Annotated in this window: 16 protein-coding genes and 1 pseudogene; 10 read left to right on the top strand and 7 right to left on the bottom strand. The window is 61.7% G+C overall.

The window, feature by feature from the left end:
• The first annotated feature begins 24 nt into the window (after positions 1-24).
• From B9Q17_RS04915 to hrpB, 3 genes are all read left to right on the top strand, one after another.
• Positions 25-690, top strand: coding sequence for an SCO family protein (locus B9Q17_RS04915; RefSeq protein ID WP_094624350.1), 666 nt, complete (start codon positions 25-27; stop codon positions 688-690).
• 91 nt (positions 691-781) lie between these two features.
• Positions 782-1984 carry a YbfB/YjiJ family MFS transporter gene (locus B9Q17_RS04920; protein ID WP_094624351.1) on the top strand — a complete coding sequence of 401 codons (1203 nt, stop codon included), beginning with the start codon at positions 782-784 and terminating at the stop codon, positions 1982-1984.
• A gap of 469 nt (positions 1985-2453) precedes the next feature.
• A complete protein-coding gene (gene hrpB / locus B9Q17_RS04925) occupies positions 2454-4928 on the top strand; it encodes an ATP-dependent helicase HrpB (RefSeq protein WP_094624352.1) in 2475 nt (824 codons plus the stop codon).
• A 15-nt stretch (positions 4929-4943) separates the two neighbouring features.
• Here hrpB and B9Q17_RS04930 read toward each other — a convergent pair whose 3' ends face one another.
• Complete coding sequence (locus tag B9Q17_RS04930; protein WP_022990464.1) at positions 4944-5315, bottom strand: DUF6746 family protein; 372 nt, start codon at positions 5313-5315, stop codon at positions 4944-4946.
• Positions 5316-5470: 155 nt separating this feature from the next.
• Here B9Q17_RS04930 and B9Q17_RS18555 point away from each other — a divergent pair.
• A pseudogene (locus B9Q17_RS18555) lies at positions 5471-5662 on the top strand (hypothetical protein); the annotation flags it as partial.
• 106 nt (positions 5663-5768) lie between these two features.
• A complete protein-coding gene (locus B9Q17_RS04935) occupies positions 5769-6944 on the top strand; it encodes a type III PLP-dependent enzyme (RefSeq protein ID WP_094624353.1) in 1176 nt (391 codons plus the stop codon).
• A 188-nt stretch (positions 6945-7132) separates the two neighbouring features.
• Here the strand turns inward: B9Q17_RS04935 and B9Q17_RS04940 are convergent, their stop codons facing one another.
• The 4 genes from B9Q17_RS04940 to B9Q17_RS04955 are packed head-to-tail and all read right to left on the bottom strand — an operon-like array spanning position 7133 to position 11632.
• Positions 7133-8335 (bottom strand): MFS transporter, encoded by a 1203-nt coding sequence (locus tag B9Q17_RS04940; protein ID WP_058342227.1) that lies wholly within the window; start codon positions 8333-8335, stop codon positions 7133-7135.
• An 11-nt stretch (positions 8336-8346) separates the two neighbouring features.
• Complete coding sequence (locus tag B9Q17_RS04945) at positions 8347-8742, bottom strand: ectoine synthase (RefSeq protein WP_094624354.1); 396 nt, start codon at positions 8740-8742, stop codon at positions 8347-8349.
• 50 nt (positions 8743-8792) lie between these two features.
• Positions 8793-10223: a GTPase/DUF3482 domain-containing protein gene (locus B9Q17_RS04950; protein WP_094624545.1), complete on the bottom strand. Its 1431-nt coding sequence runs from the start codon at positions 10221-10223 to the stop codon at positions 8793-8795.
• Entirely contained in the window at positions 10223-11632 is a 1410-nt protein-coding gene (locus B9Q17_RS04955) for a DUF2868 domain-containing protein (RefSeq protein WP_094624355.1), read from the bottom strand. Before B9Q17_RS04955 ends, B9Q17_RS04950 begins: the two co-directional genes overlap by 1 nt.
• 82 nt (positions 11633-11714) lie before the next feature.
• Between B9Q17_RS04955 and B9Q17_RS04960 the strand changes: the two genes are divergently transcribed.
• The 4 genes from B9Q17_RS04960 to B9Q17_RS04970 all read left to right on the top strand — a co-directional run bounded on the left by B9Q17_RS04960 (position 11715) and on the right by B9Q17_RS04970 (position 16795).
• Complete coding sequence (locus B9Q17_RS04960) at positions 11715-12074, top strand: DUF6164 family protein (RefSeq protein ID WP_094624356.1); 360 nt, start codon at positions 11715-11717, stop codon at positions 12072-12074.
• A gap of 45 nt (positions 12075-12119) precedes the next feature.
• Positions 12120-14108, top strand: coding sequence for an acetoacetate--CoA ligase (locus B9Q17_RS04965; protein ID WP_094624357.1), 1989 nt, complete (start codon positions 12120-12122; stop codon positions 14106-14108).
• A 120-nt stretch (positions 14109-14228) separates the two neighbouring features.
• The gene (locus tag B9Q17_RS18005) at positions 14229-14444 is read left to right on the top strand and encodes a hypothetical protein (RefSeq protein WP_145840293.1); all 216 of its coding nucleotides are present in this window, start codon (positions 14229-14231) and stop codon (positions 14442-14444) included.
• Positions 14445-14551: 107 nt separating this feature from the next.
• On the top strand, positions 14552-16795 hold the full coding sequence (locus B9Q17_RS04970; protein WP_094624358.1) for an NADP-dependent isocitrate dehydrogenase: 2244 nt from the start codon (positions 14552-14554) through the stop codon (positions 16793-16795).
• Between the two features lie 79 nt (positions 16796-16874).
• On the opposite strand, the gene B9Q17_RS04975 is transcribed toward B9Q17_RS04970, so the two are convergent.
• Both B9Q17_RS04975 and ybaK read right to left on the bottom strand, forming a co-directional pair.
• Complete coding sequence (locus B9Q17_RS04975) at positions 16875-18074, bottom strand: cation:proton antiporter (protein WP_094624359.1); 1200 nt, start codon at positions 18072-18074, stop codon at positions 16875-16877.
• A 4-nt stretch (positions 18075-18078) separates the two neighbouring features.
• Complete coding sequence (gene ybaK, locus B9Q17_RS04980; RefSeq protein WP_094624360.1) at positions 18079-18549, bottom strand: Cys-tRNA(Pro) deacylase; 471 nt, start codon at positions 18547-18549, stop codon at positions 18079-18081.
• A 131-nt stretch (positions 18550-18680) separates the two neighbouring features.
• Here ybaK and B9Q17_RS04985 point away from each other — a divergent pair, with 131 nt between their 5' ends.
• Positions 18681-19967, top strand: a complete 1287-nt coding sequence (locus tag B9Q17_RS04985) for a serine hydrolase domain-containing protein (RefSeq protein ID WP_094624361.1) — start codon at positions 18681-18683, stop codon at positions 19965-19967.
• Positions 19968-20031: the final 64 nt, after the last annotated feature.

A 20031-nucleotide genomic window follows, 5' to 3' on the forward strand; every position in this document is an offset into this window, starting at 1 on the left:
GCACTAACCTGAGTTGGAGGCCCCATGGGGCGGTCGTTACGCATTACGCTGTTTGTACTGTTACTGCTTGTTGTACTGATCTTTGGCCTGACCGTCGGCCGGCAGGTGTTCCTCGGCAGCAGCGAACCCGCGCCGGCACCGGATCTGAGCCAGTACAACACCTACGTGTACGACCAGCCCCGTGAACTTGCCGAGTTCACCCTCACCAATGAGCAGGGTGAAACCGTGACCCGGGACAGCCTGAAAGGCCGCTGGACCTTTGTGTTTGTGGGCTACACCAACTGCCCGGACATCTGCCCCGCCGCCATGGCAAACCTGCGCCGAACCAACAGCCTGCTGCCGGCGGAACTGCCCCGGCCGGATTACCTGCTGGTGACGGCCGACCCGGAACACGACACCCCGGAAAAGCTCAAAGCCTATACCGGCTTCTTCGGTGAAAACTTCCATGGCCTGACCGGCGACCTGGACATCCTTCGGGAAGTGGCGAAAAGCGTCAGCGCCGTGTTTGTGCACCGGGAGGTTGATGGTCAGCTGCTGGTGGACCACAGCGGCCACTTCGCCCTGCTGAACCCGCAGGGAAAACTGCAGGCGCTGATCCAGCCTCCCCACAAGCCGGAAGAACTGGTACAGGCCTACGAGCGGATCTACCAGTGGGCGAAGGCAAACGACCCCCGGGCTTCGGGAGCCTGAGGGGTTGGGCCAAGGTCCCACTGACAAAACCCTGCGCCTCCCTTACACTGCCCGGCTCTGATATCCAGCCACCAGAACCCGGGCCGTGCTCATGACGTCTTCTCCAACTGCCACCCCGAAACAGCTGTTCACGGTACTGCTGGCCGGCAGCCTGGTGCTGCTGGTGGTGCACACCCTTGGCCGGTTTATCTACACGCCGCTGCTGCCCTACCTGGTGGCCGACAACCAGTTCAGCGCCCCGGACGGCGCCGCGGTAGCCACCTGGAACTACCTTGGCTACCTGATGGGCGCCATGCTGGCCATCCGCTGGCATCGCATCGACCAGATTCGTTTCATGCTGCCCCTGTTCCTGGCCGTGCATGTACTCACCACCCTGATCATGACCCAGACCGACAACCTCACGGTCATCTCCACCACCCGCTGGCTCAATGGCGTGGCTAACGGCGTGGTGTTTGTACAGGCTCCGGCGCTGATCCTGGAATGGCTGGTCCTGCGCAACCGCGCCACCATGAGTGGCCTCGTGTACATTGGCGTGGGTGCCGGCCTGTTGGTATCCAGCGGCCTGGTATCCGGCACGGCGGATTTCCTCGAAGGTGCCCAGCGATGGTGGCCGGCGGCACTGGTGTCCATCCCGCTGGCCTGGTGGGGTGTCATGCAGCTGCGCAAGCTGGATGTGCCGGTGCGGGAACACGATGATTCCGGCCAGGCCATCACCAACACCCCCCTGATCGACCGCGCCAGCATCCCGCTGTTTCTCTCATACGCCGGTGCCGGCCTGGGCTACATCCTGCCCATGACCTTCCTGCCGCTGCTGGCGAAAATCGAATTGCCGGATGGCCACTTCCTGCAGGATGGCACCTGGATGCTGGTAGCCCTGTTCACCATCCCCGCGCCCTGGCTCTGGAACAAACTCGGTGCCATCATGGGCGACCTGCCGGCGCTGCGGTTGAATTTCATCATACAGTTGGCCGGTGTCCTGGCTGCCGTGCTCTGGCCCGGGGCCATCGGTTTGGTGCTGTGCGCGGTCCTGGTCGGAGGCACCTTCCTGGGCACTGTTCTCCTCACCCAACGCATTGGCCGCGCTCTCCATCCCCACCAGGGCCCGCGCTTGTCCGCAGCCATGGTGGCCCTCTACGGCTTCACCCAGATGGTGGGGCCGTGGCTCACCAAGCAGTGGCTCGACTCCGGCGGTACCCTGGTGTCTGCTTTTGGTATCGGTGTCGCGGCCCTGGTGTTTGGCCTCGTGTTCGCGTTCTTTGTGCCCCGGCCTGACTTGTGGCATTCGCGGCCTTGATTTGGCCCCAGACTGCTGGTTGCGGGGGATTGATCGGGGTGGTGGGGTATTTTTTGCCTTGGAAATGAAACTCGCTGCGCTCAGACATTCATTTCCGGCGGAAAAAATACCCCACCACCCCGCTCTAGCTGACAACGGCGGTTCCGCTGGTTTGAAAAACTGTTTGGTTGAAAAGCTCAGAGCTGATGGCTTTCGGTAGCACTTTGAGATTGATACTGGTTTGTTTCCAAGGGTGTTTGACTAATAGCAGGCGAACCTGACCTGACTGGTTAAAAGGTTAAACAGCTTAACCTCAGACAGACCATGGTAACCTCTTGAGATACCCTAAAAGTTACGCAAGGTGTGGGGGGTGTTTTAATTTTTTGGTCGAATAAAGGTGTCTGAGCGCAGCGAGTTCTTTTTCGGCCAAAAAATTAAAACACCCCCCGCGCCACCCCCCGAAACAACCAGGCTAAACCCAACCCAAAACATGCTCCCAATAGAACACATACTCCCAGAGCTAAAACAAACCCTGAACGAGGGCAGCACAGCCCTGCTGCAGGCACCCCCGGGCGCCGGTAAAACGACGAGGGTGCCGCTGGCTTTGCTGGATGCCCCGTGGCGGGAGAACCGGAAGATCCTGATGCTGGAGCCGAGGCGGCTGGCGGCCCGGTCGGCGGCTCGGTATATGGCGAAGCAGTTGGGGGAAGCTCCGGGGCAGACGGTGGGGTATCGGACCCGGCTGGATACCAAGGTATCCGGGGCCACGCAGGTTGAGGTGGTTACCGAAGGCATTCTCACGCGCCTGATTCAGAACGACCCGATGCTGGAAGACTATGCCGCGGTGTTGTTTGATGAGTTTCATGAGCGATCACTTCAGGCAGACCTGGGCCTGGCCCTGGTACGGGAGAGCCAGCAGGCGTTGCGGGAGGATCTTCGGTTGCTGGTGATGTCGGCCACGCTGGATACCGCGCCCATTGCCCGAGTGTTGGGGGATGTGCCGGTGATTACTTCGGAGGGGCGGGCGTTTCCTGTGGAGGTGGCGTATCGGCCCTTGCCCCGCAATGGCCGGGTTGTGGACCAGGTGGTGGCGGTGGTCCAGGAGGCGCTTCGGGAGCAGACCGGTTCCCTGCTGGTGTTCCTGCCCGGCGCTGGCGAGATCCGGCGAGTGGCGCAGCAGCTGGCGGGGCCGTTGCCGGATAACGTGGTGCTGGCGCCGCTGTATGGCAATTTGAAATCCGAGGAGCAGGACCGGGCGATTTCTCCGGCGCCAGAGGGAACCCGCAAGATTGTGCTGGCCACGGCCATTGCCGAGACCAGTCTGACCATTGAGGGCGTGCGGGTGGTGATTGATGCCGGCCAGCAGCGTCGGGCGGTGTTTGATCCGAACAGCGGGATGACGCGGCTGGTCACCGGCCGGGTGTCGAAGGCTTCTGCCGAGCAGCGTAAAGGCCGGGCCGGGCGGGTTGAGCCGGGGGTATGTTACCGGTTGTGGAGCGAGTCCGAGCAGTTCGGGCTGGCGGATTACACGCCGCCGGAGATCCAGCAGGCGGATCTGGCACCGCTGGTGCTGGAGCTGGCCCAGTGGGGTGCCCGGTCGCCGGAGCAGGTGGCCTGGATTGATGCACCGCCGAAGGCGCACTGGCAGCAGGCGGTGGAGTTATTGCAGTGGCTGGATTTGCTGGATGCCGAGGGGGCCATTACCGACCACGGCAAGGCGGCCCGGGAGCTGGGCCTGCATCCGCGGCTGGCCCATATGGTGATCAGGGGCCGTGCGCTGGGGCTGGAGCAACTGGCGGCAGAACTGGCGGCGCTGCTGGAAGAGCGGGACTTGCTGGGGCCGGGCTCTGGCGCCGACCTGCATGAACGGATTCGGGTGCTGCGGGGCGAGCGTGGTCACCGGGGCCTGGATCCGGCTCGGTTGAAAGCGGTTCAGCAGGCGGCGAAGCGGCTGTGTCGGGGCCAGTTTGTGCAGGATTTACCGGCAGAAACCGATGTCGGCCGGGTGCTGGCCCAGGCCTATCCGGACCGCATAGCCCGCCGGCGACCGGGCACAACACCCCGTTACCAGCTCAGCAACGGTAAGGGCGCAGTATTGCGAGATGAAGACCTGCTGGCCCGGCAGGGGTGGCTGGTGGCCGCCGACCTGGACGGCAAGGCCCGGGAAGCAACGATGTACCTCGCGGCGCCGGTAGACCTGGTGGACCTGGAGCAGGATCTGGCCGGGCACATTGAAGAGCGGGAAGAAGCGTTCTGGGACGACAAACGCGGCACCGTGGTGGCCCGGAAGGTTCGCAAACTCGGTGCCCTGATCTTGGCGGAAAAGCCCCTGCAACAGGTAGCCCCGGAACTGATCCAGCAGGGTTTGCTGGATGCGGTGCGCCGCAAGGGGCTGGACAGCCTGCCCTGGAATCCGGGTGCCCGCCAGTGGGTTGCCCGGGTGCGATTGCTGGCAGCTCAGTTTCCCGGTGACTGGCCGGAGGTCAGCGACCAGGCTTTGCTGGACACTCTGGAGACCTGGCTGGCGCCTTTTATGGCGGGCATGAAGCGCTGGTCAGACCTGGCCAGTATCAACCTCGTCCAGGCCCTGAATTCTCTGCTGGATTATCCGCAACAACAGCAACTGGAAGAGCTGGCGCCCCGATCTCTGACCATTCCTACGGGCCAGAACGTGACCCTGGATTACAGCGCCGACAACGGCCCGGTGCTGGCGGCCAAGCTGCAGGCGCTGTTTGGCTGGACAGAAACCCCAAAAGTGGCCCGCGGCCGGGTGCCGGTGGTGATTCACCTGCTGTCCCCCGCCCAACGGCCGCTGGCGGTAACGGCGGATCTCGCCAGTTTTTGGCAGAACGCCTACCCCGAAGTGCGCAAGGAACTGCGGGGCCGCTACCCCAAACATCCCTGGCCGGAAGACCCGCTCACTGCCGTGGCCCAGCAGGGTACGAAAAAACGCCCGGCCAGGTGAGCCTGACCGTAACGGTTATTTTACGATGGTGCGGCTCTTTTCCAGGTACACCGCGCCTTCCTGCTTCACGGTATCCGGGTCGGCGCGCTCGGAAGCCTTGTGGACCAGTTCCAGACGCTCGGCAATGTCTTCCAGCTCGTCATCCATCTTGCCCAGGGCATTTTCCAGGGTGTAGGTGAGCTGGTGCACTTCGTTCATGGCTTCCGGGGTCAGCTCGCCGGCAAGTACTTTTTCCAGCCGGTTGTTGTACTCGGAGAGGTTGGCAACCGCCTGTTCGAGGGTTTTTGAAGGTTCGCCCTTGTAATGCTCGTAGTCGTCATCGGCGAATGCGAGGGCGGCGAACAGCAGGGCCGCAGCGGCTGCGGCAATTTGCAGGGTGGTTTTCATGGAGCATCCTCTTCACTGTTAAACGTTAATGCGAATTATTACCAATAATATCTGGGCGTGCAACAGGAATTCGCGTACAAACGGAAAAATACCGCTTGCCAGTGGCCGGAAGCTGGATAAAATGCCGCCACTTTCTATCCTGTGCGGCGATAACCATGCACCTTGTTTCCTTCAACGTGTTCCGTACTCTCGGCTTTCCGGACACCACGGTCCTCAAACCTGAACATTTTTTGCGCCACAAGCCTTTGCTGCAGGAAGCAGACTGGGTGTTGTTCCCCGAATACTGGCAGCTCAGTGCCCTGGTGCACGGCCTGAAATGCCTGATTTATGGGTACATATGCGCATTTGTGGTGATCAGAAAAAAGCCTGATGATCGCGCCATTCACGGGTGGCACGGCGAGTCTGTGCTACCCTTTTTTATGTCCGTTTACCCTGTGGAGGGACACACCACCCATGAACCAGACCCCCAACGCCGATATCGCCGATTACTACAGCGCCGAGACGTTCAAGCGGATCAAGGACTTTGCCGATGGCAAGGAAACCCCGTTTGTGGTGATCGACACCCAGACCATCGAACGCCAGTACGATGAGCTGATCGACGGTTTCCCCTACGCAAGCGTCTACTATGCGGTGAAGGCCAACCCGGCCCCGCAGATTCTGACCATGCTGCGGGACAAGGGTGCCAATTTCGATATCGCGTCGGTGTATGAGCTGGACAAGGTCATGGGGCTGGGTGTCACCGGCGACCGCATCAGCTACGGCAACACCATCAAGAAGGCGAGGGACATTCGCACCTTCTACGAGAAGGGTGTGCGTCTGTATGCCACCGACTCCGAAGCAGACCTGCGCAACATTGCCAAGGCGGCCCCGGGTTCGAAGGTGTATGTGCGTATCCTGACGGAAGGTACCTTGACGGCCGACTGGCCACTGTCCCGCAAGTTCGGCTGCCAGACCGATATGGCCATGGACCTGCTGATCCTGGCCCGGGATCTGGGCCTGGTGCCTTATGGCGTGTCGTTCCATGTTGGTTCCCAGCAGCGGGAAATCGGTGCCTGGGATGCGGCGCTGAACAAGGTGAAGGTGATCTTCGAGCGCCTGAAGGAAGAAGACGGCATCGAGTTGAAGATGATCAACATGGGTGGCGGTTTCCCGGCCAATTACCTGACCCGTACCAACGAGCTGAGTGTCTATGCCCGGGAGATCCTGCGTTTCCTGCAGGAGGATTTCGGTGAGGAGCTGCCGGAGATCATTATCGAGCCGGGGCGCTCGCTGATTTCGAACGCCGGGGTGCTGGTGAGTGAGGTGGTGCTGATTTCACGCAAGTCCCGCACGGCCCTGCACCGATGGGTGTTTACCGATGTGGGCAAGTTTTCCGGCCTGATCGAGACGCTGGATGAGTCGATCAAGTTTCCGATCTGGACCGAGAAGACCGGTGAAGGCGAGGACTGTGTGATTGCCGGGCCGACGTGTGACAGTGCCGACATTATGTATGAGCACCATAAGTATCCGTTGCCTTTGAACCTGGCGATTGGGGACCGGATGTACTGGCTGTCGACCGGGGCTTATACCACCACTTACAGTGCCATCGAGTTTAACGGGTTTCCTCCGTTGAAGGACTACTACATCTAAGTTCGGAGTCTGGCTCCGCTTTATTTCGGAGTCCAGCCGCAGGGCCGGGGGTGAGATTTCCTCTGGAAAAAACAACTCGCTTCGCTCAGACATCTTTTTTCCGGCGGAAAGCTCACCCCCGCCCCACGGCTTGCTAGCTCTTTGCGGGGAGCCGGCACGGCTGTTGGATATTGGAAGGAAACAAAGGATCAGCTTTCGGGCTGGTCCTTTTTTCGTTCCAGGTCCAGGGTGAAGGCCAGGGGCAGGACCAGTACGCTGTAGGCGATCATGGTGATGATGGCGTGTCTGGGGTCGCCGGTGGTGTCGGCGATGAGGCCGCCGAGCATGGGCACGCAGAAGCCCATGGTGTAGCCCACCAGGAAGGTGCCTGCGGAGAGGCGGCCGGTTTCGGCGGAGCTGACCAGGAGCGGTGGCAGGGCGACGAGCAGGATCAGGAGGATGCCGGCGACGAAGCTCATGACGGTGGCGCTGGCGATGAACCACCAGCCTTCCAGGAACACGGTGCCGGTGGTGCCGAGGATGCTGAGGGCCGCGGTTATGACGATGGTGGTGCGGCTGCCTACCCAGCGGCGGGCCATTTTGAGCACCACCAGGGAGGCGAAGACCTGGGCAATGTTGTACCAGAACAGGGCTTCGGAGAGCATGCTGATTTTGCCCTGCTGCTCCAGCAGGTTGCCCATGTAGGCATTGAGGCCGAAGAACATGGAGCCGGACAGGCCCAGTAGCAGGCCAATGCGCAGGGTAAGCGGGTTTTTCCAGTCCGGCAGCCAGGCGGCGCGGCGTACCGGGCGGGCCATGTCCCGTTTGGGCAGGAACAGGGCGGCGGCCACCAGCAGGGCCGGTAGCGACCAGACCAGCAGGGTGGCACGCCAGCTGTTGTCCAATAGCGGCATGAGTACCGGCAGGGTGATGCCGGCGCCTATGAATTCACCCATCAGCATGCCGTTCATGTAGATGGCAGAGCCCATGGCAATGTGGTGGGGTTCCAGCCAGCGTGGTAACAGTGCCGGCAGTGCCGGTTGCATCATGGCAACGCCCAGCCCCATCACGGCGCTGGCGAGCATCAGGGTGAAGGTGTCGGGCACCAGGCCCCGGCCGGCGGAACCGATCACCATAATAACCATGGCCATGGCCAGGGTGTTTCTGGGGCCGATGCGGGAGATCGACAGGGAGCCGGGCATGGCGCCGATGGCGAGCATCAGGATGGGCAGGGTGGTCAGGGCGCCGGTGAGGGCCTGGCTCAGGGCCAGCTCGTCAGCAATAAATGGCGCGAGGGGCGGGGCGACCAGTATAGGTACCCGGAGGTAAACACCGGCCAGCCAAAGCAGCACCGCCACCGGCAGCAACCTGGCTGGCGGTGGCGGTGTGGTCGCGGCGGAGTTGCTTGCCACGATGGTGCGAATCAGTCTTCGCTGGTGTCCGGCAGATAGGCGCCGTCTTCGTCGTGCACTTCCTGGCCGGTAACCGGCGGGTTGAAGGCGCAGATCAGGCGCATGTCTTCGGTGCCGCCGTACAGGGTGTGACGGTCGTGCTTGTCGAGGGCGTACAGGGTGCCGTCGGTAATTTCGTGCACTTCACCGTTGGCAAGGTCCTTGATGCGGCCGTTACCGGCTACGCAGTAAACCGCTTCCAGGTGGTGCTTGTACCAGAAGGTGTGCTCGGTGCCGGCCGGGATGATGGTTTCGTGGAAAGAGAAACCCATACCGTCCTTTTTCAGCAGCAGGCGGCGGCTGGTCCATTGCTGGGCGCTGACTTCGCGCTCGGTACCGATGATGTCTTGCACTCGTACGATTTTCATTCGCATTCCTCATTTGGTGATGGAATAGCCATACAGTATAAACATGTCTGTCAGGCCCGGTTCAACCGCCAGTCATCATAAACCGCCATGGCCTGCTCGATGGCCGAGGCCAGGTCCTGCCGCTGGGAATGGCTCAGGGAGCGCTGTTTGCGGCACCGGTCGAAGGCTTTCTGGATCTCCCTTCGGCTGGCTTTGTCGAGCTGTTCCAGCCAGTGGTGATCCGCCGGTTCCAGTTCCAGTAAATCCCGGCCGGCGTGGTTGCGATGGCTGATGTGCCACCAGTGGTCCACGGCCCGACCTAAAACAACATAGCCGAACTGGCTGTCCTGTACAGGGCCAAAACTGGCGGTTTTCAGGCCGTCTTTTATGGGGCCGATGTTCAGGGCCGGCAGTACCAGTCTGTCTCCGTAAAAATAACTGCCCGCTGCCCCCAGTACACCACCTATCAGAGCGCCGGCACCCAGGGATGAGCCCAGGGTCAGGGCGTCCAGCCCGGCACCGCCCACGGCCCCGGCACCAAAGCCGGCTCCGGCCAGGTATTTCTTGCTCACGGCCCAGTGCTGGCGGGTGTCTTCCGAGAACAGGTCATGCTGGCTGGCCCACTCCAGTTCCGCTTCCTGCCGCTGTATGCGTTGGTGCTGGTACAGGTGTTCGATGCTCACCCGCAGGGTTTGCTCCCGTTTGCGCTGACGTTGATACCAGCGTTCCCGGAGGGTTTCGGCCAGGGTGGCATCGCTGGTGCCGGCAATCTGGTCCAGGGTCAGGGTGCGCTTTTCCTGCCAGGACATCAGGTCTTCCAGTGCCCGGGCGATCAGCTGGGCCGCCTGTTGCCGGCGCTGGCGACGTTGTTCTGACAGCAGGTGAGTGGCCTGTTCCAGGGGCTGTTCCCAGTCCGGCTCCAGTTGGCCAAAGGCCCGCAACAGGCTCAGATGTTGTTCGAACGGGGCGCGTACGGCGTCGAACTTGCGGACAACCTGGAAGAACTGGCCAAGGGCAGATTGCCAGGTGTCGCTGTAATCGTCGTCGCCGATGCTGTTGATCAGGGCCAGGCTGGGGCGCCCGGTCCAGCGCAAAATGGTCATCTCCGCTTCGTGTTCGGTGCTGTAGGGTACGGAGCCGTCCACCACGTAGATAATGCCGGCCCCTTCGGTGATCGGTGCCAGCAGTTCGCATTCATCCACAAAGCGGTCGTCGCCCCTATGCTGCAACACGAAGGCGCGCACGGTTTCCGGGTGGTCTGAGGCCGACAGGCTGTGGGCTTCCAGCCATTGCAATACCCTTCGGGGGCGCTGGAAGCCGGGAGTATCCACCAGGGTGTACAGTTCCTGGCCGTCGACGGTCAGCGGGTAGGCTTGCCCGGCCCGGGTGGTGCCCGGTTCCAGGGCAATGGCGATGGCGTCGTTCTGGGACAGGGTGGCCACCACGCTGGATTTGCCCTTGTTGGGGTGGCCCACCACCGCAAACACCGGTTTCTGGTTCATCATGCGGTACTCCCGGTGTGATACGGGTTATCCGGCAGCGCCGGTAGCAGGGCAACATTGGCAAACCCGGCGGGCAGGCGTTCGGTGAAGCGCAGCCAGGGCTGTACCAGGTGTTCCGCCGGTTCCCGGTTGGCATCGGGTGCCAGTGGCAGAATGGTCAGGGTGGTGCCATCCGGCCAGCGTGCCCGGGCCTGCTCCAGGAAGTCATGGAGTTCCCCGGTCGGCGGTTCCCAGCTGCGGGTAACCAGCACAACAGAAGGAGCCCGCTCCCCGGCCAGTTGTTCAGCCAGGCTCTCCAGTACCCCGTCATCTTCCGCCAGGGACGCCCGGCCACCGGCTTTGAGTACCCGGCTGTCCTGCGCCAGCAATGCTTGCGGCAGTTCCGGCTCCCCCGCTCCGGCCCAGCAGATAATGTACTGGCTGTCCTGCAGCTGCCCGGGCCTGGCCCGGGTGCGGGTATCGGGCAAATCGTCGGCATCGTTGTGCTGGTTGCCGGTGTCCAGGGTCGGAGTTTCCATGCGGTACATCAGGGCCTGCATACCGGGATGACGTTGCAGCAAGCGCTCCGCCTTCCGGGCCAGCAACCACTGGCTGAGTGCCAGCAGAAGCAGGCGGGGCAGCAGTACCCAGGTCAACCACAGCATCACCACGAAGGGCCACCATTGCCCCCATTGAACCGGATCGGTGCCGGTACTGCCCGGTGAGGCGCGGAAGAAACGGGTGGCTTCCACCAGTTCCCGGGAAGGTTCTGCGGCAGGCCACAGCCAGCTCCAAGGGTTGGCAATGGCATGGATCAGGCTGTGGTAGCTCTGGGCGGCGGTGTTGAGCGTGGTGCTCCAGCCGAAGGCCAGGTCCTGAACCACCAGCATCACCAGCAAGGTCAGCAGGCCAGTCAGGGCAAACAGGCTGCCACCGGTGTGGGCGGCCCGGGCCATCAGCGCAGGTTGCAATTGCGCCAGGGTTGTTCCGGGAGGCTGTGCTTGCAGGCGCCGTTGCAGCCAGCTCCAGGGTTGCCATCCGGCCAGCGATTGCACGGTGGTGGCCAGTGCCAGCAAAAGCTGCAGTAACACGAACGCGATGATCACCGTGACATTGATGCGCTGGCCGCCATCGTAAAACAGCAGGCCGGCCATGGTAAGCACGCCGAACACCGCCCCCGCCGCTGCAAAGCCGCCGTTAATCCGCCGCCAGCGCTGCTGCACCGCCCTGCCTGCCTGGCGTGCGTTACCGGGGCCGCTCAGGCGCTCCATCTGTTCCAGCCACAGGGCGGCATCCGGGCTTTGGCCCCGTTGCTGGCAGTCCAGGGCAAAGCGCCGGTCCCGGCGGTGCAGAAAGGCGGGGGCCTGGTCCCTGTCCCGCTGGATGCGATCATCAAAATCCAGCAGCAGACGAAGGGGGTTGTGGCTCATGCAGTGTCCTGATGAATTCGGTCGGATTGGCTTTCCTGCTAGGATATAGCCAATAACACTAACGAAGCCAGCCGGGAAACCCATGCCCCACCACCTGATGAACCTGCGTAACGTACCCGATGACGAGGCCGAGGAAATCCGCGCCCTGTTTGAAGAATACGAGGTGCGCTACTACGAAACTCCGCCCAGCCGCTGGGGCATCAGCATGGGCGGCTTCTGGGCCCATGATGACGACGAAGCCGCCCGGGCCCGGGCGTTACTGGATGAGTACCAGGCACAGAGGCTGGAAAGCCAGCGTGAGCAATACCAGAGTCGCTGCGAGCGGGGTGAAACAGGGCTGTGGTACCAGTTCCGCAAACGACCGGCGACCTTTCTGGCGGCGCTGGTGGCGATTGTCGTGATTCTGGGATTTTCCTTACTACCCTTTGTGCGTCTTGGCTAGAAGTGCCCGCTATAGCTGAACACTAACAACAATCCGGAGAAACGGATGAGCAACACAGTACAAACACCGGTGGTCTGGACACCGGACCAGGACACTCTCACTCGGTCCCGCATGGGCCAGTTCAAGGCCTGGCTGGAACAGCAGGGCTTTGGGCCCTTTGCCGATTACCACGCCCTGCACCAGTGGTCGATCACCGAGCTGGACACCTTCTGGAAGAAAGTCTGGGATTACTGTGGCCTGGTCTGCGAGACACCGGCCAAACGGGTGCTTGGCAACCGTGAAATGCCCGGCGCGGAATGGTTCCCGGGCATGAAGCTGAACTTCGCCGCCAACCTGCTGCGGCTGGCTGATGGCGACCATGCCGACAAAGAAGCCGTGGTGGCCTACTGCGAAACCCGCCCGGTGCTGCGCAAGACCTATGCCGAACTGAAAGCCGATGCCGGCGCCCTCGAAGCCTTTCTGCGCAGCAAGGGCATCCAGAAAGGCGACCGCGTGGCGGGTGTGGTCACCAACGGCTACGAAGCCCTGGTCGGCATGCTGGCGGCCACTAGTCTCGGGGCCATCTGGAGCTCTGCCTCCCCGGATTTCGGTATCGGCGCCATCAACGACCGTTTCGGCCAGATCGAACCTTCGGCCCTGATCGTGGTGAATGGCTACGGTTATGGCGGCAAAGTGTTCGCCCGCCAGGACGACTTCGCGGAACTGATCGCCAGCCTGCCGTCCCTCAAGACTGTGGTGAGCATTGCCCAACTGCCGGATGAGGCCCCGATACCCGGGGACCTCGTTACCACCTGGGATAATGCCCTGAAGGCCGGCGAAGGCCAGGCGCCCTCGTTCACCCCGGTGGACCCGGACCACCCCGTCTACACCCTCTATTCCTCCGGCACCACCGGCAAACCCAAGTGCATCGTGCACGGCACCGCCGGCTTGCTGGTCAACCACGCCAAGGAACTGATGCTGCACGGCGACGTGGGCCCGGAAGACCGCTTCCTGTACTTCACCACCTGCGGCTGGATGATGTGGAACTGGCAGGCTTCCGCCCTGATGACTGGTGCCGCCGTGATCACCGTCGACGGTTCCCCGGGTTACCCGAACCTCAATTTCCTCTGGGAAACCGTGGCCAGGGAACGAGTCACCCACTACGGCACCAGCGCCCGCTTCATCGCCGGCTGTCGCAAAGCCGAACTGCAACCGGCGAAAACCCTGGACCAGAATCCTCTGCGCGTGGTGTTCTCCACCGGCTCGCCGCTGTTGCCGGAAGACTACGACTGGATCTACACCGACGGCGCCCCCAACGCGCTGCTGGGCTCCATCGCCGGCGGCACCGACATCTGCGGCTGCTTTGTGGGGTCTACCCCGCTGTTGCCGGTACGAAGAGGCGAAATCCAGTGCCGTTTGCTGGGGGTGGATGCTGTGGCCTACGGCGACGACGGCCAACCGGTCAGCGAAGGCCGCGGCGAACTCGTCTGCCGCCAGCCGCTGCCGTCCATGCCCGTCAGCTTCTGGCAGGACCCGGACGGCGAACGCTATAAAGACGCCTACTTCAACACCTTCCCCGGAGTCTGGGCCCACGGCGACTTCATCGAATTCACCGAACACGGCGGCGCCATCATCTACGGCCGCTCCGACGCCACCCTCAACCCCGGCGGCGTAAGAATCGGCACCGCCGAAATCTACCGCCAGGTCGAAACCATCAGCGAAGTGAAAGACAGCCTCGTGGTCGGCCGCCAGATCGATGGCGATGTCGAAGTGGTGCTGTTCGTCGTCCCGGCCGAAGGCCAGACCGTCACCGACGACCTGGTCAAAACCCTGAAAACCCGAATCCGCGAAGGCGCCAGCCCCCGGCACGTACCGAGGCACATCGTCGAAGTGCCCGACATCCCCTACACCCGCAGCGGCAAGAAGGTCGAGTTGGCAGTCGCCCGACTGATCAACGGCTCGAACAAAGCCGATAACCGGGATGCCCTGGGTAACCCGGAAGCGCTGGACCGGATTCGGGAGCGTTTGGCTACAGCCGGCTTGTTACCGGAATGATCAGGGGTGTTTTGTTGACAAAGTGACGGCCGTCATCGCTGAGCAAAGGGTTGCGGAAACCAGCTCGGCAGTCCGATAAGCGGTGGGGGAAAGCCCTCCCAAAACTGTGCGGAGCCATGGATGGCGGAGCCCAAGCGCCCCATGGATGGGCCGAAGGAGCGTGTTTTGGGAGGGCTTTCCCCCACCGCGATCACTCCAAAGCCAGAAAAACGAACAAATGTTAGAAAGTTTCGTAAATTCCCGCCATTTCATCAGCCTGTAACCGAAGATCAGGCATTATCCGTACGTTCTTATACTAAGATCGTAATCAAAATTCCGCAAAAAATGCTATCTTAGTAGCTCTATCAAAAGTTCCGAATCAGTCACTGGCAAAACCGGACGTTCACAAGACGCCCGAATGCGCCATGACCGTCCTGAACCCACCCCATAGCCTGAGGACGAAAATGAGCAACTCCAAATCCAAGATTGTCTACACGTTGACCGACGAGGCACCCGCCCTCGCTACCCGGTCACTGCTTCCCATCCTGGAAACCTTCGCCAAGCCGGCTGGTATCGACTTCGAAACCAGCGACATCTCTCTCGCGGCGCGTATTCTGGCAGGCTTCCCGGACTACCTCGAGGAAGACCAGCGGGTGCCGGATGCCCTGGCTGAATTGGGTGAGTACACCAAGGATCCGGACGCCAACATCATCAAGCTGCCGAACATCTCTGCGTCCATTCCCCAGCTGCGTGCTGCCATCAAAGAGCTGAACGAGCAGGGCTACAAGGTTCCCGAGTACAAAGAAAACCCGGAAACCGACGAAGAGAAAGAAATCCACGCACGTTACTCCAAAGTACTGGGCAGCGCCGTTAACCCGGTACTGCGTGAAGGTAACTCCGACCGCCGTGCACCGGCTGCGGTAAAAGCCTTTGCCCGCAAGTTCCCGCACACCATGGGTGAGTGGAGCCCGGCTTCCCGTACCCACGTGGCGCACATGCGCGGTGGCGACTTCTACTCCAGCGAGCAGTCTGTAACCCTGGACAAGGCCACCAACGCCCGCATCGTGTTCGAGAACAAGAAGGGTGAGCAAACCGTTCTGAAATCCGACCTGCCGCTGCAGGAAGGCGAAGTGCTCGACGGCATGTTCATGAGCAAGAAGGCGCTGGTGAAGTTCTTCGAAGACGCCATCGAAGACTGCGAAAAGACCGGTGTGATGTTCTCCCTGCACGTGAAAGCCACCATGATGAAAATCTCTCACCCGATCGTGTTCGGTCACGCGGTGAAGGTGTTCTTCAAGGAGCTGTTCGACAAGTACGGCGACGTGTTCAATGAAATCGGCGTAAACCCGAACAACGGCTTGTCTTCCGTAGTTGATAAGATCAAGCAGCTGCCGGAATCCAAGCAGGAAGAAATCCAGGAAGCCCTGCACGCCTGCTACGAGCACCGTCCGGAAATCGCCATGGTCGATTCCGTGAAAGGTATCACCAACCTGCACGTACCGAGCGACGTGATCGTAGACGCCTCCATGCCGGCAATGATCCGTAACTCCGGCAAGATGTGGGCCCGTGATGGCAAGCTGAAGGACACCAAGGCGGTGATGCCTGAGTCCACCTACGCCACCATCTACCAGGAAGTGATCAACTTCTGTAAGACCCACGGCGCGTTCGATCCCACCACCATGGGTACTGTGCCGAATGTCGGCCTGATGGCCCAGAAGGCGGAAGAGTACGGCTCCCACGACAAGACCTTCGAAATCAAGGAAGACGGTATCGTTCGCGTTGTCGCTGAAGACGGCACTGTACTGACTGAGCACAACGTTGAGCAAGGTGATATCTGGCGCGCTTGCCAGACCAAGGACCTGCCGATCCGTGACTGGGTCAAGCTGGCGGTCAACCGTTCACGCTCCAGTGGTATGCCGGCGGTATTCTGGCTGGATGACGAGCGTGCCCACGATGCCCAGCTGATCAAGAAGGTCGAGAAGTACCTGGCCGAGCTGGACACCGAAGGCCTGGAAATCCACATCATGTCTCCGGTTCGCGCTATCCGCTGGACCATGGAGCGCCTGATCCGTGGCTTGGATACCATTTCCGTAACCGGCAACGTGCTGCGTGACTACCTGACCGACCTGTTCCCGATCCTGGAGCTGGGCACCAGCGCCAAGATGCTGTCCATCGTGCCGCTGCTGAACGGCGGTGGTCTGTACGAGACCGGTGCTGGCGGTTCCGCACCCAAGCACGTACAGCAGCTGATCCAGGAAAACCACCTGCGTTGGGATTCCCTGGGTGAATTCCTGGCCACCGCAGTGTCCCTGGACGAGCTGGGCGAGAAGCAGAACAACCAGCGCGCCCGCCTGCTGGGCCAGACCCTGGACAAGGCTACCGAAAAGCTGCTGGAGAACAACCAGTCTCCGTCCCGTGTGACCGGCGAGTTGGACAACCGGGGTTCCCACTTCCACCTGGCCCGTTACTGGGCGGAAGAGCTGTCCAAGCAGGATGAGGACAAGGAACTGAAAGAGTTCTTTGCCAAGCTGTCAGCACGGCTGGAAGAGAACAAGGACAAGATCCTGGAAGAAATGACGGTGGTACAGGGCAATCCGGCGGATATCGGTGGTTACTACCACGCGCCGGCGGAGAAAGTGTCTGCCGTTATGCAGCCCAGCGCTACGCTGAACAAGATCCTGGTCGACGCCCAGGCATCTGTGAGCTGAGGCTCAGTGTCAGGCCGGGATGGTTCCCGGCCCTGATCAAAAAAACCGGACAGCCATTGGCTCTCCGGTTTTTTGTTGTCTAGTCGTCCTCGTCAGGGTCTTCCTGGTAGCCCTTGCCGGTCTCACCCGCCTTGCGCAGCTGGATCAGCGTCAGTGGCGGGCCAATGATCTCGAATACCACGGTCGCGCCGATGACCAGTGGCAGGATGTAACCCAGTTCCGGTAGCCGTTCGGTGGCTACCAGCGCCAGGCCCAGGGCCACGCCCGCCTGGGGCATCAGGCAGGCTCCGATGCGATTACGGGTGTCGGGCGCCGAGCCGGCCAGCACGCTGCCCAGATAGCCACCGGCAAAGCGCCCTGCCACCCGGGCCAGGACATAGGCCACTCCCAGTGCGCCCAGTGTTGGCAGTGCCAGCCAGTCCAGCTGGTAGCCCGCCATAAAGAAGAACAGTGCCAGGAAGGGTTCGGAAATACCGTCGATTGAACGGAATGGCCGCACGTGGTGCCGGGCGAGGTTGGCGACGACCACGCCCAGGGTCATGCAGGTGAGCAGGTAAGACAGGCCGAGCCAGCCGGCCAGCCCCGCGGCTACAAACACAAAGCCGGCGGATTCCAGCAGCATGGGCTCACCGGGCCGCAGCCGGCCGGTCAGCCACGCCATGGGCAGGCCAAGGACAATGCCCAGCAGTACCGAGCCTCCGACCTCCATCACCCCGTGCAGCATAGCCGTAGGGCCATGGGTATCGCCGTTGCCAATCAGCAGTCCGGCGCTGACCAGCAGGATACTGAACAGGATGGCGCCCCAGGCGTCGTCGATGGCTACAACCTGGAACACCAGCCGGGTCAGCGGGCCGTTGGCGCCGGATTCCCGCAGTACATCCAGCGTGGCGGCCGGCGCCGTGGCGGTGGAAATGCCACCCAGCAAGAGCGCTGCCGCCAGGTTGCCGGTGGCCCACCAGGTAGCGAAGGTAACGGCTGCAGCGGTCACAAAGGTGACCACCAGGCTGACAATCAGCGCCTCCTTGCCCTGCTTGAGGTCCCGGGCAGACATCCGCTCGCCCAGCAGAAAGCCCACCATGGCCAGGGTCAGCTGGGTAATCAGGTGAAAGCTCTGGCTGGCATCTGCCGGCAGCAGGTCCAGAAGGTCCGGCCCTGCCAGGGCGCCCAGCAACAGCAACAGGGTGACCCGGGGCACATGTACTTTCTGGCCGACCGCATGGGCCGCCAGGGCCAATAACAGGGTGGCGCCAATCAGGATAAGGTCGTTGGCGTGATTCACCGGGTCAGTCCTGTTGCAGGGGCGCGAAGGTGGCCCCGGTGAGCCTGGCCAGGTCTTCCGGAGCCAGTTCGATCTCCAGTCCCCGTTTTCCGGCGCTGACAAACAGGGTTGCGAAGTTGCTGGCCGAGTCGTCGATAAACGTCTTCAGCTGCTTCTTCTGCCCCAGCGGGCTGACGCCCCCCAGAACATAGCCGGTAGTGCGCTGAACCAGCTGTTTGTCGGCCATGGTGGCCTTCTTGGCCCCGGCGGCCCGGGCAATCAGCTTCAGGCTGAGCATGGCGGATACCGGCACCACGGCGACGGCGAGGTCTTTGCCATCCAGCGAGACAACCAGGGTTTTGAACACCTGGTCCGGATTGGCGCCGGTTTTTTCCACGGCTTCGTTGCCGTAGCTTTCGGCGGCCGGGTCATGCTCGTACTCGTGCACGGTAAAAGCTACCCTGGCACGTTGGGCGGCGAGAATTCCGGGGGTCATGCAGGCTCCTGTTGCAATCACGGTTTGCCGGAATTAAACCACGGGGCGCCGGTAACTGCATCCCGGTTGCTGCCGGATGATGTGCTTTGATCTATAGTGAAACCATTCAGATATAAAACAAAGGCAACAATATGCATTCACTGGCTCGCCGCGCCCTGAACCTCAGCGCCATTCCCCGGGACCTGCACTCGGTCACCTTCCGGGACACTGCCTCGGAGCACCCGGAACGGGTCGACCTGGCCCCAGAGGTTCCGGAAGCCGTGTGGCGCAGCGTGGAAGCCCTTTACCGGACCGGGGTTCATCCCGGTATCCAGCTGTCTTTGCGTTATCGGGGCGAGCAGGTGCTGCATCGCGCCATCGGTCATAGCCGGGGTAACGGGCCCCACGATCCCCGCTCGATGCCCCGGGTGCCGATGACTACCGAAACCCCCGTCTGCTTTTTCTCTGCCTCCAAGGCGGTGACTGCCTTGCTGATGCATATGCTGGCCGAGCAGGGGCTGGTGAACCTGATGGACCCGGTGTCCTACTACTGCCCGGAATTTGCCAGCAGCGGTAAGCGCACCATAACCGTGCACCAGATCCTGTCGCACCGGGGCGGTATTCCGGCCATTCCCCGGGAAACCCCCATTGATGTGTTGTGGGATAAAGACGAAATCTGGCGATTGCTGTGTAACGCCCGGCCGGTGGAAGTAGACGGCGCCAAGGTGGCTTACCACGCCATCACCGGCGGCTTTGTGTTGCAGCGGGTGCTGGAGAAGGTGACCGGCGACAGCATTGATGCCTACCTGGACAAGTACCTGCGCGGGCCCATGGGCATGAAGTGGTTCACCTACGGTATTGGTGCGGAACACCTTCCGGACCTGGCCAGTAACTACGCCACCGGGCCTACCCCGAGGTTTCCGGTGTCCTGGATTGTTAACCGGGCTCTGGGCGGCGACATCGGGACCGTTGAGCGAGTGACCAATGATCCCCGTTTCCAGGAAGCGGTGATTCCCGCCGGTAACCTGTGTGGCACCGCTGAGGAGATGAGCCGGTTCTTTCAGATGATGCTGAATGGCGGCACCTGGAATGGCCAGCGGATCTGCAGCGAACTCACCATTCGGCGTGCGATCCAGCAGTTCGGATCCCTCCAGGTGGACCGTACCATGATGCTGCCCATGCGCTTCAGTGCCGGCATGATGCTGGGCGGCAATCCGGTGGGGCTCTGGGGGCCGCAAAGTCGCTATGCCTTTGGCCACGTGGGCTTGATCAACAAGTTCTGCTGGGCGGACCCGGCCCGGGATATTTCGGTCAGCCTGCTCAATACCGGCTTCCCGATAGTCGGCCATCATTTACCCGCGCTGGGGAAGTTTGTCTATACTGTGTGCAAGCAGTTTCCGTTATTGCCGGAGCATCGCCGCAGGCTGGTGGCAGCGTGAGTTGGGGCACTGGGGTTAACGGAGTGTTAAAAAAAGTGAAAGCTTGTTCATTTTAATTGAACTT

This window comes from Marinobacter vinifirmus, assembly GCF_002258215.1.
Lineage (GTDB): Bacteria > Pseudomonadota > Gammaproteobacteria > Pseudomonadales > Oleiphilaceae > Marinobacter > Marinobacter vinifirmus.

Bases quoted from the DNA above. Each gene is read 5' to 3' on its own strand.
- B9Q17_RS04915 (WP_094624350.1), top strand. From the start codon at position 25: ATGGGGCGGTCGTTACGCATTACGCTGTTTGTACTGTTACTGCTTGTT.
- ybaK (WP_094624360.1), bottom strand. From the start codon at position 18,549: ATGACCCCCGGAATTCTCGCCGCCCAACGTGCCAGGGTAGCTTTTACC.
- B9Q17_RS04920 (WP_094624351.1), top strand. From the start codon at position 782: ATGACGTCTTCTCCAACTGCCACCCCGAAACAGCTGTTCACGGTACTG.
- hrpB (WP_094624352.1), top strand. From the start codon at position 2,454: ATGCTCCCAATAGAACACATACTCCCAGAGCTAAAACAAACCCTGAAC.
- B9Q17_RS18005 (WP_145840293.1), top strand. From the start codon at position 14,229: ATGGCGGAGCCCAAGCGCCCCATGGATGGGCCGAAGGAGCGTGTTTTG.
- B9Q17_RS04935 (WP_094624353.1), top strand. From the start codon at position 5,769: ATGAACCAGACCCCCAACGCCGATATCGCCGATTACTACAGCGCCGAG.
- B9Q17_RS04985 (WP_094624361.1), top strand. From the start codon at position 18,681: ATGCATTCACTGGCTCGCCGCGCCCTGAACCTCAGCGCCATTCCCCGG.
- B9Q17_RS04930 (WP_022990464.1), bottom strand. From the start codon at position 5,315: ATGAAAACCACCCTGCAAATTGCCGCAGCCGCTGCGGCCCTGCTGTTC.
- B9Q17_RS04945 (WP_094624354.1), bottom strand. From the start codon at position 8,742: ATGAAAATCGTACGAGTGCAAGACATCATCGGTACCGAGCGCGAAGTC.
- B9Q17_RS04965 (WP_094624357.1), top strand. From the start codon at position 12,120: ATGAGCAACACAGTACAAACACCGGTGGTCTGGACACCGGACCAGGAC.
- B9Q17_RS04970 (WP_094624358.1), top strand. From the start codon at position 14,552: ATGAGCAACTCCAAATCCAAGATTGTCTACACGTTGACCGACGAGGCA.
- B9Q17_RS04950 (WP_094624545.1), bottom strand. From the start codon at position 10,223: ATGAACCAGAAACCGGTGTTTGCGGTGGTGGGCCACCCCAACAAGGGC.
- B9Q17_RS04955 (WP_094624355.1), bottom strand. From the start codon at position 11,632: ATGAGCCACAACCCCCTTCGTCTGCTGCTGGATTTTGATGATCGCATC.
- B9Q17_RS04960 (WP_094624356.1), top strand. From the start codon at position 11,715: ATGCCCCACCACCTGATGAACCTGCGTAACGTACCCGATGACGAGGCC.